Genomic DNA, 15,826 nt, shown 5'->3' on the forward strand with positions numbered 1-15,826 from the left:
CCGCCCGGAGTCCGCTGATGCTCATGACCGCCCTGCTGCTGGCCACCCTCTCCGCCAGCGGATACTCCGCTCCGCATGAGGCAACGGGTGCACCACCGCGCACCCTGCAGCTGGGCGGTCGTACCTATGTGGACAAGGGCCTGGTCGCTGCCGGACGGTTGCCCGCGGGCACGGTGGACTTCCTCGGCGATACGCTGGGCTCGTTTTCGTCGCTGGCGGTGCAGCCCGGCACCTGGAAGCGCACCGCCAGCGGCTACGAAGGCGTGCTCTGGACCCTGCCCGACCGCGGTCGTAATGATCCCGAGGCCGGCCTGTTCTACGACTACGCCGGCCGCGTGGAGCGCATGCAGCTGCGCATCGACATTGCCCCAGGCAAGCCCGGTGCGCTCGGCGCGCTGACGATGGTGCCCGACAAGGGCGTGGTACTGAAGGATTTCAAGGGGCAGCCGTTCACCGGTGCTGACCCGGGTGAGCACACGATCACCCAGCGCGATGTGGTGCTGCCCTCGCCGGCCAGCGGCGCAGGCGCTGGCAAGGTCTCGCTGGATGCGGAATCGCTGCAGTTTACCGCCGATGGCCACTTCTACATCGGCGACGAGTACACCGCCAACGTCTACTACTTCGATGCGCAGGGTCAGCTGCAGGGTGTGATCGTGGCGCCGCCGGCGATCCGTCCGCAGCGAGATGGCAAGCCCGCCTTCGGTTCACTGGCGCCACCGCAGACCGGCCGCCGCAACAACCAGGGCGTGGAAGGCATGGGCCTGTCACCCGACGGCAGCCGCCTGTTTGTCGCCCTGCAGAGTGCAACGCTGCAGGACAGCGCGCAGGGCAATGCGGCCGGACGCATCAACACCCGCGTGCTGGTCTACGACGTGACGGCCTCGCCGACGCCACAGCAACCGATCGGCCATTACGTGATGGCCCTGCCCGCCTATGCACATGACGGCAAGGGCAAGCTGGACCGCACTGCCGCGCAGAGCGAGCTGCGCGCGCTGGATGCCCACCGCTTCCTGCTGCTGGCCCGCGACGGCAACGGTCTGGGCAAGGATGGCGACGACCCGATCGTCTTCAAGTCGGTGCTGCTGGTGGATGTGGCCGAAGCCAGCAACCTGGCCGGCAGCACCTATGAAACCGGCACGACCTCGGTACTGGCTGATGCGGCGGACACCACGTTGAAGGCCGGCATCGTGCCCGCACGCAGCGATGAACTGCTGAACCTGCTCGACCGCCCGCAGCTCGCGCGTGCCGGCCTTGACCTGGACACCAAGCGCGGCCCGCATGCCGGTCTGCTCTCGGAAAAGTGGGAAGCCATGGACGTGCTGCCTGCCTTGGACCCGCAGCATCCCAACGACGTGCTGTTGCTGATCGGCAACGACAACGACTTCATCGCCCGCCACTGCCGCATGCAGGGCCAATCCTGCGACAGCCCGTACGACAACGACAACCGTGTGCTGGTCTACCGCCTGACGCTGCCCTGACTGCAACGTGTATTGCCGCAACCGTCTCGCTCAAAAGCCTGGTAGTGCCGGCCGCTGGCCGGCATCACGCCCAGACCGACCACGCATACGGATAATCGCCAATCTACCCAGCAACACCTGCGCGTACCGGACTCCCCACGATGTACAGCGCCTGCTCAGCCCTCACCGCAACGGGTAGTGCCGGCCGCTGGCCGGCATCACGCCCAGACCGACCACGCATGTGGGTACTCGCCAATCTGCCCGGCAAGATCAGCGCGCACCGGATTCCCCAGGATATACAGGGCTTGCCGCGCCAGCGACTCCTCAGCCCTCACTGCATGATCGAAGTAGCCAGGCTGCCATACCGTACTTCGACGCCCCGCCAGGCGATTCAGGGCAAGCGCGCTTGACGACTTCATTCGGCGCGCAATGTCTGGAAGGTGAGCTGCACGCAGCTCGAACATCCAGTGGACGTGATCCGGCATGACGACCCATGCGAGTGACTGCACCAGCCCCCGACGTTCGATGTAATGGAACTGGTCGATTACACATGCCACTGCAGCTTCGCTTTCAAAGAGCCGGCGGCGCTGATGTGTCGTCGCTGTCAGAACGTAGACCTGACCGACAATGGAACGCCGGCCCAGGCGGAGGCGGTGGCTGCTCATGCCCCATGGTGGAGCGATCATTGCGCGTTGAACGTCAGGCCATGCCTCGATGGATGTTCGGAGATGTCTGAAGTTGAATGAGGTTGCCGGCCAGCGGCCGGCACTACCGGGAACTATGGGTTGCCGGCCAGCGGCCGGCACTACCGGGGCCAGGGTTGCCGGCCGGTATCGACAGGACTCACCCGCGCAGGGTGGCGCCGCCGTCCACGTACAGGTCACTCATCGCCACGTGCCCGGCCTGCTCGGAGAGCAGGAACATCACCGAATGAACGATGTCTTCCGGGGTGGCCAGCTTGCGCAGCGGGATGCCGGCCTTGTACGTCTCCAGGCTGCCGGCGATCACCCGCTCTGCGCCATGCGCGTCCTGCCACATGCCGGTCTGCATCGGGGTCAGCGTTGAACCCGGGGCGACGATGTTGCAGCGGATGCCCAGCGGCGCCAGTTCCAGCCCGAGGCAGCGGGTGAACATCGTGGCAGCAGCCTTGGACGCGGCGTAGGCGGCCATGCCGTGCCGCGGCACGCCGGCGGCATTCGAACTGACGGTGACGATCGCACCCTGACCTCGCGGTGACATCACCCGCGCCAGCGCACGCCCGACATGGAACACACCATCGGCATTGACCGCGAATACCCGGCGCCAATCGGTATCGGTGGTCTCCGTAACAGCTCCCACATGCAGGACGCCCGCCACGCTGGCGGCGAGACCGATCGGCCCAATGCTGGCTTCCACACGATCCACCAGGGCGTCCACCGCTGCGCTGTCGGTCACGTCGAGCGCAAACGCCTGCACACGTGCATCCACTACCACAGGCGCCTCGCGGTCGGTTGCCACCACCGTGCAGCCGGCCTCGGCCAACAGCCCTACCAGTGCCTCGCCGATGCCGCCGGCGGCACCGGTCACCAGTGCCACGCGACCTTCAAAGCCGGTCAACTGCATGTTGCGATCTCCTGTTGCTCATCCCAGTGGCGCAGGCGCGCCGACAACCACGGTGCCAGCTGCGCCACCGCATCGCGGCCGGTCAGCTCGGCATGCAGGAACGGCAGTTCCAGCGCCTGCACCTTGCGCGCGTGCGTGCGCCACAGTGCCGACTGCAGCTGCGGCCGCGCCTGATGATCCCGGCCAGCGCGCACGTGCACCAGCGTGCCGTCGAACGGTTGGTGGATGTGCTCGCGGATCAACCGGTTGGTGCCGGTCACCGCACGCACCACGCCATCGAGCACTACATCCGGCAGGCTGCCGAGCGCACTACCACCGCGACGCAGGAAGCCGAGAATGCGTTCACGGCTGTCCAGCTCCGGATGTGCATCCGGGTCATGGCCGGCAATCGCCAGCAGCGCACGCAGTGCGGCGATGGCATCGGGTTCCGGCTCGGCCCGCCAGCATTCGCTGGGATAGGCGTCGAGCAGCACCAGTTCGCCGACTTCGCGCCCGATCTCATGCAGGCGCACCGCCATTGCCTGGGCGAGGATGCCGCCCACCGACCAGCCCAGCAGATGCACCGGTCCCTTCGGTTGCAGCGTGACCACCCGCTGCACGTAGTCATTGGCCATGGCTTCGATGCTGGATGGCAACGGCTGCTTCGGATCCAGCGCGGGCGACTGCAGGCCATACACCGGGCGTGCCGGCTGCAGGGCGCGCGCCAGCGTCCGGTAGTTCCAGGCGATGCCACCGGCCGGGTGCAGCACGAACAACGGAGTGGGCCTGTCAGCATCAGTGGCAGCCAACGAGATCACCGGGCCCAACGCGTGGTCGGCCAGCGCCGGCGGCTCGGCAATGCGCGTCGCCAACGCGGCCACGGTCGGCTGCGCGAACAAGGCACCGAGGCCGAGGTTACAGCGCCAGCGTTGTTCGATGGCCAGCAGCAGGTGCACCGCGGACAGCGAGTCGCCGCCGAGACTGAAGAAGTCCGCATCCACTGCCACCGCTGCCTCGCGGCCCAGCGCCTGTGCGAACAGCACTGCCAGTTCCTGTTCCAGCGGCGTGCGCGGCGCCAGTCCGGCAATCTCGTTCTGCGGCGGCTTCGGCAAGGCGGTGCGGTCGAGCTTGCCGTTGGCGGTCACCGGCCACTGATCCACGCCAACGAACACCGACGGCACCATGTAGTCCGGCACGCGCGTGGCCAGGTGGCTGCGCAGCATCACGGCATCGGCAAGCGCCGCTGGCACATAGGCCACCAGCCGGGCATCACCGGGTGCATCCTGGCGCAGCAGCACTTCCACCCGCTCCATGCCCGGCAGCGTACGCAGTGCCGCCTCGATCTCGCCCAGCTCGATGCGCAGGCCGCGCAGCTTCACCTGGTGGTCGCTACGGCCCAGGTATTCGACTGCGCCGTCACTGCGCCAGCGCGCCACGTCGCCAGTACGGTAGATGCGCTCCCCTGGCAGGAAGGGATCGGCCAGGAAGCGTTCGGCGGTCAGGTCATCGCGGCCGAGATAGCCGCGTGCCAGCTGCACGCCGCCAAGGTACAGGTCACCAGCCACGCCCACCGGCAGCGGCTGCATCCGCGCATCCAGCACGTACAGGCGGGTGTTCCAGACCGGGAAGCCGATCGGTACCGGCCGTGAGCGGTCCTGCGCCCAAGCCGGCCAGTAGCTCACGTCCACTGCCGCTTCGGTCGGGCCATACAGGTTGTGCAGTTCGGCCTGCACGCGCCCATGGAAACGATCGCGCAGCGATGCGTCCAGCGCCTCGCCACTGGTGAACACGCGGCGCAGCTGCAGACCCTCGGAGGCCGGTGCGGCGAGGAAGGCATCGAGCATCGACGGCACGAAATGCGCCGTGGTGATGCCATGCGCGCGGATCAGCCGCGCCAGCTCGGTCGGATCACGATGCGCGTCCGGACCCGCCACCACCAGCGTCGCGCCGCACAGCAGCGGCAGGAAGAATTCCCAGACCGAAACATCGAACGTGGCCGGGGTCTTCTGCAGAACACGGTCATCGGAACGGATGCCGTAGTGCTCGCGCATCCACAGCAGGCGATTGACGATGGCACGGTGCTCGATGACCACGCCCTTGGGTTCGCCAGTCGAGCCGGAGGTGTAGATCACGTAGGCCGCATCGCCCGGCGCCGGATCGGCCCACGGTGCTGCGAAACTCAGCGCGGTCCATTGGTCGGGGGCAAGCACCGGCACGCCGTCCATGCGCGCCGATACCTCTGCCGCAGCCAGTACGCACGCCGGCTGCGCCGAGGCGAGAATACGCGCGAGGCGCTCATCGGGATGGGCAAGGTCCAGCGGCAGGTAGGCGGCACCCGCGCGCAGCACCGCCACCAGCGCGATCACCAGCTCCAGCGAACGCGGCAGCGCCACCGCCACCACGCTGCCCGGACCGACCGCCATCGCCCGCAGCTGTGCCGCCAGCGCGAAACTGCGGGCCTCCAGCGTGGCGTGGTCCAGCGCGACGTCACCGAAAACCAGCGCAGGTGCGTGCGGATCACGGTCCATGCCCTGCTGCAGCAGTTCAACCAACGTGGTCGGTGGCAGCGCATGCGCGGTGGCATTGAAGCCATGCACCACCTGCTGCGCCTCTTCGACGGTGGCCAGCGGCACGGCCTCGATCTCTTCAGCCTCCAGCGCCGCCGACACGAAATGCAGCAACCGCGCCGCGTGCGTCTCGACATCCTCGCGACTGTACAGCGCGGGATTGGCCTCGATCTCCAGATCCAGCAGGTGCTGGCCGTCTCCACGGAAGCCCAGCGTCAGATCATCCACCGGCCCGGTGCACAGCACCTCCAGCGTCGCCTGCACGCCGGTCAGTGCCAGTGGCTTGTAGAACGGCTGCACATTCACCAGCGGACCGTGCAGGCGCTGCTGCGCGCCGACCAGGCCCAGGTCCCGGCGCAACTGCTCACCGCGGAAACGGCCGTGCTTGCGGCCCTGGCTGAGCTGCCGGCCCAGGCCACGGGTAAAGGCCTCGACGCTGCCCTCACCGGCCGCCACCCGCAGCGGCAACACATTCATCACCATTGTCGGCACACGTGCCGATGCGTTGCCGAGCCGCCCCATGTAGGGCACGCCCAGCACCACCTCATCGGCCGCGCTCATCCGCCGCAGATACTCGGCAGACAACGCGGCCAGCACATCCGGCCACGGCTGCAACCAGCGTACCGATGTCTGCAGCAGCCGTTCGCGGAACGGCGCATCCAACGGTTGCACCCAACGCAGCGCGTCGTCACTGGCCGCGAGCGTACCGGCCAGGCCCACGCCCGCCGGTGCGCCCTGCAACTGCTCGCGCCACCACTGCCCGGCCTGCTCGCGCCGCGGATCAGCACGATAGGCGGCATCATCGACCAGCACGCCCGCCAGCCCCGGCAGCGGCTCATCCGTACGACCGGCATACAAGGCGCACACGCGATCAGTAAACAGCGCCATGCCGTAACCATCCGCAGCCAGATGATGCACGCGCAGGTACCAGACCCATCGCTGCCCACCCAGATCGAACAGCACCTGCTGGCTTATGCGGTCGCGGGTCGGATCGACCGCGCTGAGCCGGTCGGCCTGCATCAGGGCACGCGCCGTCGATGCCGGGTCTGTCTCGCCGGATAGATCGCGCACCGACAGCAGCGGCACGTGCGACGGGTCATGCCACTGCAACGGCTGGCCGTCGGCCCCTTCGGCAAAGCGCAGTGCAAAGGCCTGCGCCTCGCCCGCAGCCTGGTCCGCCGCAGCGACGAACGCGGCCACATCCAGCGGACCGTCGATCCACACCGCATGTGCGGTATTGAATGACGGATTGTCCGGTGCCAGCCGCTGCGCGAACCACAGTCCGGCCTGGGCCTCGGTCAGTGCCACCGGCGTGGCCAGCACAGCGACGTTCATGCGTTCTGCGCGGCCTGCAGCTTCTGCACCACACCCCACCACTGGCGCAGCGTGGTGTGTTCGGCCAACTGCGAGAACTCCAGCGGCAACCCGGTGTTGCCCCAGGCCAGGACCAGGCCGAGCATGCGCATCGAGTCCAGGTCCAGGTCGATCAGATTGTCGTCGTCACCGATCTCGGCCGGCGTGCACTCCAGCACGCGCGCAACGTCGGCACGCATCCGCTCCAGATCCAGCGCATCACCCGTGGCAGCCATCACAGCACCTCCAGCAGCTGATCGGTGGTCATCGGTACGCCACAGGTGCGCGCGATCCAGTGCAGCGCCTGATCGTGATCGGCACGCGAAAAGTCCGCCACCGCATCGGCGGCGATGAACGCCTCGATATCGCGCTGGAACGCCTCCACCACGGTCGCGGTGCAGCCGATATGGGCGTACACGCCAGTCACCAGCAACTGGTCACGGCCGCGCACCCGCATCAGCGTCTCCAGGTTGCTGCGCTGGAACGCGCTGTAGCGGTGCTTCACCAGCACGTGCTCACCCGGCTGCGGTGCCAGCGCCTCGATGATCGGCTCATGATCGGCGCTGCGGCGCATTCCGGGCCCCCACAGATCGGCCTGCAGGCCACGGTCACGGCGATCCTGGTCGCCATGCTGGGCGGTGTAGAACACGGGAATGCCGTGCGCGCGGCAATGCGCCAGCAGGCGCACGATATTGTCCACCGCCGGCCGCAGCGGCGTACTACCGGCGTCGAATGCCGCCAGGAAGTAGCGCTGCATGTCATGCACCAGCAGCGCAATACGATCACGCTGCGGGCGCCACGGGCCACGGGCCTGCGGCAGTTCGGCAGCGGTCGGCAAGGAATAGTTGGTGATGCGGGGCAGCGCCATCAGCGCGTTCCTCCTGTCTGTTGCAGATGACGCGCGCGCAGCTGCGCGCGCAGTTCGCGGCGGCTGATCTTGCCGACCGCGGTGGTATCGAAGCTTTCGACGAACACGACCTGGTCCGGCACCTTGAACGCGGCCAGGCCGCGCGTACGCATCCAGGCCTTCAGTGCCGGCGCCTTGATCGGCTCACCCTGCTGGATCACGAAGGCGCAGCTGCGCTCACCGAGATACTCGTCGGGAATGGAGACCACGGCGGCGTCGAACACACCCGGGTGGGCCAGCAGGTGGTCCTCGATCTCTTCGGCGGAGATCTTCTCGCCCGCCCGGTTGATGTGGTCACCGGCACGGCCCTGCACCACCAGATAGCCACCGGCCAGCTGCTGCACGCGGTCACCGGTGCGGTAGAAACCGTCGTCGGTGAACGAGCGCGCGTTGGCCACCGCATCGTTGTGATAGCCACGGATGGTGTACGGGCCGCGGGTCAGCAGATGGCCCACTTCGCCTTCGGCCACCGGCTGGTCATGGTCATCGACCACGCGCACTTCGTCGTCCGGGCTGATCGGCCGGCCCTGGCAGGCCACGATCAGTTCCTCCGGATCGTCCAGGCGGGTGTAGTTGACCAGGCCCTCGGCCATGCCGAACACCTGCTGCAGGGTGCAGCCCAGGCCGTCGATCACGCGCCGCGCGGCTTCAGGCACCAGTTTGGCACCGCCCACCTGCAGCACCTGCAGGCTGGACAGATCGTGCGGAGTGGTTGCCGCTGCCTGCGCCCACAGCAGCGCCAGCGGCGGCACCAGGCCACAGCAGGTCACGCGCTCGCGGGCGATCAGCGGGAAGGCCGCATCCGGGCCGGGACCGGGGCTGAGCACCACGCGGGCGCCGGCATACAGCGCACCGAAGAAGCCGGGCGAACTCATCGGGAAGTTGTGCGCGGCCGGCAGCGCGACCAGGTAGACGCTGTCGCGGTCGATGCCGCAGAGGTCATTGCTGGCGCGGAACGAGTAGATGTAGTCGTCGTGCGTGCGCGGGATCAGCTTGGACAGGCCGGTGCTGCCACCGGAGATCTGCAGGAACGCCACCGACTGCGGGTCCGGGTCGGCCGGCAGCTCGCTGCGATCGCCCTGCAGCGCCTCCAGCGCGGTGAACTCCGCCGCATCGCCGTCGATGACCACGTGGCGCAGCGCCGGCACCTCGGCCTGCAGCGCCCGCGCCAGCCCGCGATGATCAAAGCCATCGTGCAGGTCGGCAGTGATGTAGGCACTGGCCTCGGCCTTGTTGGCGAAGTGCACCAGTTCGGTGATGCGATGCGCCGGCAACGCGTATACCGGCACCAGGCCCGCACGGAACAGTCCGCATACGGTGGTGATGAACCCGGCAGTGTTGCCCAGCTGCACCAGCACCCGCTCACCCGGCTGCAGGCCGAGTGCCAGCAGGCCCGCGCCGATGCGTCCGGCTTCGTGCCACAGCTGCGCGTAGCTCAGGCGGACATCACCAGCGACCACCGCGATGTCATCCGCATAGCATTCCGCGCGCTCGCGCAGGAACGCCGGGAAGGTCTCGCCACGCCAGTGGCCCGCCTCGCGATAGCGCGCCATCAGCGCATCGGGCCATACCTGCTGCAGTGGCAGGCGGGAGGAATCAGTGGAGGTAGTCATGCGGCAGGCTCGATGGCGGGCGCGGATTCATGGACACCCAGCGCGTTCAACAGGGCAGCGAACTTCGCTGCGGTTTCGGCGACCTCGGCCTCGGGCTGCGACTCGGCGACGATGCCGGCGCCGGCGTACAGGCGCAGCTGCGTGCCCTGCAGGCGTGCGCAGCGGATCGCCACGTACCAGTCGCCATCCCCTTGCGCATCCAGCCAGCCGACCGCGCCGGCATAGAAGCCACGCGGTACAGGTTCCAGCTCGCGGATGCGCTGCAGCGCCGCCAACCGCGGCGTACCGCAGACTGCTGGCGTGGGATGCAGCTGTGCCAACAGCTCGGCCGCCGATGTCTGCGGATCCTTCAGGGTGGCATGGATGCGGGTGCCCAGGTGCCACATGCTGGCGGTCGCGTGCAAGGCCGGGCGCGGCTGCGCATCGATGTGGCTGCAGTACGGCGCCAGGCCATCGACGATGGCGTCCACCACATGGCGGTGCTCGTCATGGTCCTTGGTTGAAGCCAGCAATGCCTGCGCGGCACGCTCGTCCTCGATGGCATCGGCGCTGCGGCGTGCGGACCCGGCCAGCGGATGCGACAGCAGCTGCACGCCGCGCTTGCGCAGCAGCAGCTCCGGTGTTGCGCCGACCAGCCAGGCCGGTGCCTGCCCCAGTTCCACCGGCAGCGGCACCGCATAGGTGGCCACCGAGGGATCCGCGCCCAACCGCGCCAGCAGCACCTCCGGAGACAACGCCGCGCGGGTGCGTGCCAACAGGCTGCGCGCGAGCACTACCTTATGCAGATCCTGATCGGGCGCGCGCAGCGCCGTCACTGCCGCGGCAACCGCGGCGGCATAGTCCTGCGCTGCGGGCTCCGCCTGCAGCGCGCCCTGCAGCGCCGGTGCCGCCTGCGGCTGCAACGGCAGCGCCGGCAGCAGGCGCTCGGGCTGGTACAACGCATCGTCGGCTCGCGGTTCGAACGGCACCGCACCCACCAGCAGGCCCGGACCGCCGCGCTGCTGGGCAAAGAATTCCGCAACACGCTCAGCCAGGGTCGCCAGCGCGCCACTCGGCAGCGTCGCCCGGCAACCACGTGCGTGCACGTGCTGGCCAGCATGCTGCAGCAGGAACAGCGACGCGTCATCGGTGTTTTCCGGCGCGGCCGACGCAGCCTCCGGCCACGCGCCCTGCATCAGGGAATCGTTCATGGGGTCTCCTTCATCCGATGCGCTGCAGCCAGCGCGCACAGCAACAGCAACAGCGCGCCGACCAGCAGGTAAGGCAGGCTTGGCCCGCCGCGATACAACAGCGTGCCGAGCATCGGCCCGGCCACCATGCCCAGCCCCTGCGCGGCCGCCACCGTGCCGGCCGCGGCGCCCTGCTCGTGCGCCTCCACCGCATCGGCGGCCAGCGCCTGGAACGAAGGGAATACGAAGCCCATGCCGAATGCGGCCAGCGCGTACGCCGCCGGCAACTGCCAGGCCTGCTGCACGCCCGCCACCGAAGCGAAGCCGATGCCGGAAATGAGCGCGCCGAGGACGATCCAGCGGCGTGGATGCACCTCCAGCTTCATCACCAGTGCCTGCGCCAGGATCAGGCCGACGCCAACCGCTGTGAGTGCAATGCCGGCCATGCGCGCGCCCGCAGCCGCATCCAGGCCCAGGCGATCAATCGCGAAGAAGCCGACCGTCACCTGCGCGATGGTCACCGAGACCATCGCGATGAACGCTGCCAGCTGTGGCAGGCGCAGGCGCGGGTCGAGACGGCTCATCGGCGCGCGGCGCTGCGCGGATGCACCCACCACCGGCGGCGTCGCTGGCAGCCGCCACGCCAGCAATGCCAGTGCCAGCAACGGCAGCAACGCGGCCACGTAGAGCGCCAGCGAAAGATTGGTATAGGCCAGCCAGCCGGCAGCGGCCGGCCCCAGCACCATGCCCAGCGCGTTGGCACTGCCCAGCCGGGCGAGGAAACTGGCGCGCTGCCCGGTCGGTGCCTTGTCGGCAATCAGCGCAGCAGCCGTGGGCGGCACGGCCGCGTAGAACAGCCCGATCAAGCCGCGCGCGCCCACCAGCACCAGCACCGACACCAGTACCGGCGGCACCGCCTGCAGGGCGACGTCGATGAACACCGCCAGTGCGATGTAGACCACGGTATAGGCACTCATCGCCAGCATCAGCACGCGCTTGCGGCCAATGCGGTCGCTGAGCTGGCCCCAGGGGCGCGCAGCCAGCATCCACAGCACGCCGGCGGCGGTGACCGACAGGCCGGCATGCCACTCGGACAGGCCGAGCATGCGGACCACCGGACCGATCACGGCGACGAAGGACATCATCGCCATGGTGCCGATCAGGGCTGCCAACACCAGCGCCGGCAAGCCGGGAACGACGGGACGTGCGTGCATGGAACACCAGCCGTAACAGAAAGGGATCGCCGGGTGCCCATGCACCCTGCCGGCGTCAGTTCCGGTCAGGACCTGACGTCACCCTCAAATGATAACGGCTCGTATTTGCATTTGATACCCATTCTCTTGAATGGGCATGCAACAGTGGGCTCAGCGCATTGCACGCAGGCCCAGCAGGCCACGGCGCTTGAACCACCACTCCAGCGGCAGCGTCACCAGCGGCGGGATCGCCGCCAGCAGCGCCAGGGCACTGGCCCACCACGGCCAGCGCAGGCGTATCGCCGCGAACAGGGTGACCGCCACGTAGACCAGGAAGGCCACGCCGTGCAGCGGCCCGAACAGCTTGACCAGCGCCACGTTGGCCATCGGGCCGTACTTCATCCACATGCCGATGAGCAGGCCGGCCCAGGTCAAAGCCTCGATGAAAGCGACCGCGGCGAACAGGCGTCCGGTCGGGTGCATGGGGGAACGTTGGGTCACGCGGGGCTCCGGCATCGGGATATCAAATGCGAATGATACGCAGATGCGAACCGCATGTAGAGTCGAGCCGTGCTCGACTGCTGGAACGTGTCCACCAAGGTGGACACCTACCGGAGCACATCCGGCAGAACCTGCTCGCCGATCTCTCGCAGCACCGCGTCCATCGGTCGTCCGTTGTCGACCAGATTGAACATCACATGCGCCACGCCCTGCGCATGCACGCGCCGCAGATAGTCGCGCAGCCCGTCGCGGCCGACCTTCAGGCCCAGCGGCAATGGCTCGGCGGGCGCCTGCGGATCCGCCTGCAGGTCCAGCTGCATCGACTGCACGAACGGCTTGCCTGCCCCGCCGCGCTGCACCAGCGCCTGCTGCCACAGGCCGATGCGTCCTTCCTGCGCAACCTCCTCGCGGTGATAGGTGGCCCAACCTTCGGCCTCACGCGCGATCCACTGCAGGCTCTGCCGCGCGGTACCCACCACCAGCATCGGAATGCGCGTCGCCGGTGCCGGCAGCACATCGAAGCCACCGGTCGCCTGCAGTACGGCGGTCCGCTCATCGGCCTCCGGTGACAGTGCTGCGCGCAACAACGTCCAGCGCTCACGGAACATCGCCGCCCTGCCCTCCAGATCCTCGCCGAACGCAGCAAATTCTTCCGGGCGGTCACCCGAACCCAGCCCGAGCACGAAGCGCCCGCGACTGATCCGGTCCAGGCTCAGCGCCAACTTCGCCACCTGCAACGGCTGCCGCAGCGGCAGCACAATGGCTGCGCTGCCGACCACGATGCGCTCGGTCGCTGCAGCCAGCATGCCCAGCCACAGGAACGGGTCATCCAGCGCACTCGCTGTTGCATCCGGGCCCTGCGGCACCATCAATGGCACGTCGCGCGTCCATAGCGCGGCGAAGCCAAGATCATCGGCCAGCCGTGCGATGCGCCGCGCCTCGTCCGGGTCGGCCAGTCCATGCGCCGCAACCGGCGTCATCAGGCCCAGGCTCAGTCCTTGTTGAGGAAACAACGAAGCATGGGCGGGATTGAATTCACTCATGCCGCCAGCTTAGCCTGCAGGTCTGCGGCAACGATGATGCGCCGCCCACCACAGGAAGAACACTGCATGCCAAGGATCCGCCCTGCCCACGCCGATGACCTGCCTGCGATCAGCGCGGTATGCCTGGCCGCGTTCAACGAGGCAGTGGCGCCGTCTCTCAGCGCGGCCGGCATCGCCGCCTTCGGCAGTGTCGCAGCAGCCGATGCGTTTGGTGCGCGCCTGCAGGGTGACAACCACATCCTGGTGGCCGAACAGGATGCGCGCGTGGTCGGCGTGGTCGAACTGAAGGAGGGCCGGCACCTGGCAATGCTGTTCGTCGATCCCGCCTGCCAGGGCCAGGGCATCGGCCATGCCTTGCTCGAAGCCGTGCTGCCGCAGGTACGCGAGCCGGTCCTGACCGTGCGCGCCTCGCTCAACGCAGTGCCTGCCTACCTGCGCTATGGCTTTGTGCTGGATGGCGAGGTCGGCGAGATCAACGGGCTGGTGTACCAGCAGATGGTGCGGGCAGCGGCCTGAAGGCAACCGCCCGGCAATGCCCGACGGGCGTCATGCCCTGCGGCACGCCTGTCATAAGCAAACTGAATCAGCAGGCTCCCCGGCGGTTCCTACAATGGCCTGTCACCCTGCCCTTCGAGATGCTGCCGATGCGCGTCGCGCTTTCCGTGTTGCTGCTGGCCTCGGCGCTGAGCGCCTGCACCCCGGCCCCGGTTCCAACCGCCAACTCCGCCGAGGCTCCCGCACCGGCCACGGCCATCGCCTGGCGCCAGGGCGACGTCGATGATGCCTTCGCCGAGGCCGCCGACAGCGGCAAGCCGGTGCTGCTGTACTGGGGTGCCGTCTGGTGCCCACCGTGCAACCAGCTCAAGGCCGGCCTGTTCAAGGACCCGGCCTTCATCGCACTGACCAGCAAGTTCGTGCCGGTCTACCTGGATGGCGACGAGGAAGGCGCGCAGGCCTGGGGCGAACGCTTCGGCGTGCGCGGCTATCCCACGCTGATCGTGCTGGACCCACAGCGCAACGAAATCACCCGCGTCGCCGGTGGCAATGACGCCGCCGAACTGACCCGGGCACTGACCGTGGCCGCGGGCCGCCGCAGCGCTGTTGCGGCCACCTTGGCCACCGCGCTGGCAACACCGGACCGACTGGCCGCCGAAGACTGGCAGGTGCTGGGCGACTACGGCTGGGAAGTGGACGCCAACCGCCTGGCCGGCGAGCGCAGGAGCCAGGACGTGCTGCGGCAACTGTCCAAGGCCGCACCGGACGCTGCCCTGCAGCGTCGTTTCGCCCTGCTGGCCCTGGCTACAGCCGAAAAGCCCGATGCCTCGCCCACCGAAGTGCGCGAACTGCTGCAGGCGGCGCTGGCGCAGCCCGCCGAAGTACGCCGCAACCGCGAGCTGCTGGGTTATGCCGGCGCCAAGCTGGTGAAGCAGGCCAGCACAGGCCCGGCCACGTCCAACACCCTGGGCCAGCAACTGCTGGTCGCACTGGAGCGCGCCGATGCCGAGCGCGGTGACCGCGCCGACGATGCGTTGTCGCGCGCATTGACCGAAGTGTCGCTGGCCCGCCAGCAGCAACCCAAGGGCGCGTTGCCGGCGGCGCTGGTGGAACGGGTCAAGCAGCGCGTGGCCGCGGCCGATGCCGCCGCCACCGATGCGCATGCACGCCAGGCCACGATCAGCAGCGCGGTATATGCCCTGCGCGAAGCGGGCGATGACGCCGGTGCCGAGGCGCTGTTGCTGGCCGAGCTGAAGCGCAGCGAGCAGCCGTACTACTACATGCCCGAACTGGCCGAACTGGCCGAGCAGCGCGGCGACACCGCCGGTGCGCTGGAGTGGCTGAAGCGTGCCTACGACGGTGCACAGGGCCCGGCCACCCGCGTGCAGTGGGGCGTGCTGTACGTGGAAGGGTTGCTGCGGCTGGCCCCGGACGATGCGCCGCGCGTCGAGCAGGCCACTGCCTCGCTGATTGCCGAACTGGAAGCACAGCCGTCGGGCTACCACCAGCGCACCCGCCAGCGCTTCGAGCGCCTGGCCGGGGAGTTGAAGGCGTGGAGCGGCAAGCACCAGGGTGCGGAGACGCTGGCGCGATTGCAGCAGCAGATGCAGCAGGCATGCGGCGAACAGGCGGATGGTGCATGCAAGGACTGGTTGAGTTGAGTTGATGAAAGCGCTGGCGGCTGGTTCGCCTGCCGGCGCTTTTGTTGATATCGGTTGTGGCGGGGGGAGGGGCTGGCCGGGACACGCCGTAAACCCATCCTTGGGGGCTCGATGGCGCCATCCATGGCGCCAACGGTCCCGGCCAGCCCCTCCCCCCGCCACCGGACGGTTTCCTGTGAGCGCGGGCAGCACATCAGCGCGCCGGTGAGGGTTCGGAAAGCGGGTTCTGGTAGTGCCGGCCGCTGGCCGGCAACCCGACCTTCGCTGAATGCCGGCCAGCGGCCGG

The 15,826-nt window shown here is 68.5% G+C and carries 13 protein-coding genes; 3 read left to right on the forward strand and 10 right to left on the reverse strand.

Annotated elements, in window-relative coordinates; translation table 11 throughout:
- Positions 1-17 precede the first annotated feature (17 nt).
- Positions 18-1,478, forward strand: a complete 1,461-nt coding sequence (locus SriyCCGPB3_RS12310) for an esterase-like activity of phytase family protein (protein ID WP_350259322.1) — start codon at positions 18-20, stop codon at positions 1,476-1,478.
- Between the two features lie 197 nt (positions 1,479-1,675).
- Here SriyCCGPB3_RS12310 and SriyCCGPB3_RS12315 read toward each other — a convergent pair whose 3' ends face one another.
- The 10 genes from SriyCCGPB3_RS12315 to SriyCCGPB3_RS12360 form a co-directional block, all read right to left on the reverse strand.
- Positions 1,676-2,122, reverse strand: a complete 447-nt coding sequence (locus SriyCCGPB3_RS12315; protein ID WP_350259323.1) for an REP-associated tyrosine transposase — start codon at positions 2,120-2,122, stop codon at positions 1,676-1,678.
- Positions 2,123-2,300: 178 nt separating this feature from the next.
- The gene (locus SriyCCGPB3_RS12320; protein WP_350259324.1) at positions 2,301-3,059 is read right to left on the reverse strand and encodes a 2,3-dihydro-2,3-dihydroxybenzoate dehydrogenase; all 759 of its coding nucleotides are present in this window, start codon (positions 3,057-3,059) and stop codon (positions 2,301-2,303) included.
- On the reverse strand, positions 3,050-6,940 hold the full coding sequence (locus SriyCCGPB3_RS12325) for an enterobactin synthase subunit F (RefSeq protein WP_350259325.1): 3,891 nt from the start codon (positions 6,938-6,940) through the stop codon (positions 3,050-3,052). Before SriyCCGPB3_RS12325 ends, SriyCCGPB3_RS12320 begins: the two co-directional genes overlap by 10 nt.
- Positions 6,937-7,194 (reverse strand): phosphopantetheine-binding protein, encoded by a 258-nt coding sequence (locus tag SriyCCGPB3_RS12330; RefSeq protein WP_049462779.1) that lies wholly within the window; start codon positions 7,192-7,194, stop codon positions 6,937-6,939. The genes SriyCCGPB3_RS12325 and SriyCCGPB3_RS12330 overlap by 4 nt, the downstream gene beginning before the upstream one ends.
- Positions 7,194-7,826 carry an isochorismatase family protein gene (locus SriyCCGPB3_RS12335; protein WP_350259326.1) on the reverse strand — a complete coding sequence of 211 codons (633 nt, stop codon included), beginning with the start codon at positions 7,824-7,826 and terminating at the stop codon, positions 7,194-7,196. Before SriyCCGPB3_RS12335 ends, SriyCCGPB3_RS12330 begins: the two co-directional genes overlap by 1 nt.
- The gene (locus SriyCCGPB3_RS12340; RefSeq protein ID WP_248857836.1) at positions 7,826-9,478 is read right to left on the reverse strand and encodes a (2,3-dihydroxybenzoyl)adenylate synthase; all 1,653 of its coding nucleotides are present in this window, start codon (positions 9,476-9,478) and stop codon (positions 7,826-7,828) included. Before SriyCCGPB3_RS12340 ends, SriyCCGPB3_RS12335 begins: the two co-directional genes overlap by 1 nt.
- Positions 9,475-10,668: an isochorismate synthase gene (locus tag SriyCCGPB3_RS12345; RefSeq protein ID WP_180855586.1), complete on the reverse strand. Its 1,194-nt coding sequence runs from the start codon at positions 10,666-10,668 to the stop codon at positions 9,475-9,477. Before SriyCCGPB3_RS12345 ends, SriyCCGPB3_RS12340 begins: the two co-directional genes overlap by 4 nt.
- Positions 10,665-11,861, reverse strand: coding sequence for an MFS transporter (locus tag SriyCCGPB3_RS12350; RefSeq protein ID WP_180855587.1), 1,197 nt, complete (start codon positions 11,859-11,861; stop codon positions 10,665-10,667). Before SriyCCGPB3_RS12350 ends, SriyCCGPB3_RS12345 begins: the two co-directional genes overlap by 4 nt.
- Positions 11,862-12,011: 150 nt before the next feature.
- Positions 12,012-12,323 (reverse strand): DUF3817 domain-containing protein, encoded by a 312-nt coding sequence (locus SriyCCGPB3_RS12355; RefSeq protein ID WP_110712565.1) that lies wholly within the window; start codon positions 12,321-12,323, stop codon positions 12,012-12,014.
- Positions 12,324-12,448: 125 nt separating this feature from the next.
- Positions 12,449-13,384, reverse strand: coding sequence for a TIGR03571 family LLM class oxidoreductase (locus SriyCCGPB3_RS12360; protein ID WP_350259327.1), 936 nt, complete (start codon positions 13,382-13,384; stop codon positions 12,449-12,451).
- A 66-nt stretch (positions 13,385-13,450) separates the two neighbouring features.
- Between SriyCCGPB3_RS12360 and SriyCCGPB3_RS12365 the strand changes: the two genes are divergently transcribed.
- Both SriyCCGPB3_RS12365 and SriyCCGPB3_RS12370 read left to right on the forward strand, forming a co-directional pair.
- On the forward strand, positions 13,451-13,900 hold the full coding sequence (locus tag SriyCCGPB3_RS12365) for a GNAT family N-acetyltransferase (RefSeq protein WP_153855534.1): 450 nt from the start codon (positions 13,451-13,453) through the stop codon (positions 13,898-13,900).
- A 119-nt stretch (positions 13,901-14,019) separates the two neighbouring features.
- Positions 14,020-15,540, forward strand: a complete 1,521-nt coding sequence (locus SriyCCGPB3_RS12370; RefSeq protein WP_350259328.1) for a thioredoxin family protein — start codon at positions 14,020-14,022, stop codon at positions 15,538-15,540.
- Positions 15,541-15,826 lie beyond the last annotated feature (286 nt).

Source organism: Stenotrophomonas riyadhensis (assembly GCF_040256885.1).
In the GTDB taxonomy this organism is placed as follows: Bacteria; Pseudomonadota; Gammaproteobacteria; order Xanthomonadales; family Xanthomonadaceae; genus Stenotrophomonas; species Stenotrophomonas riyadhensis.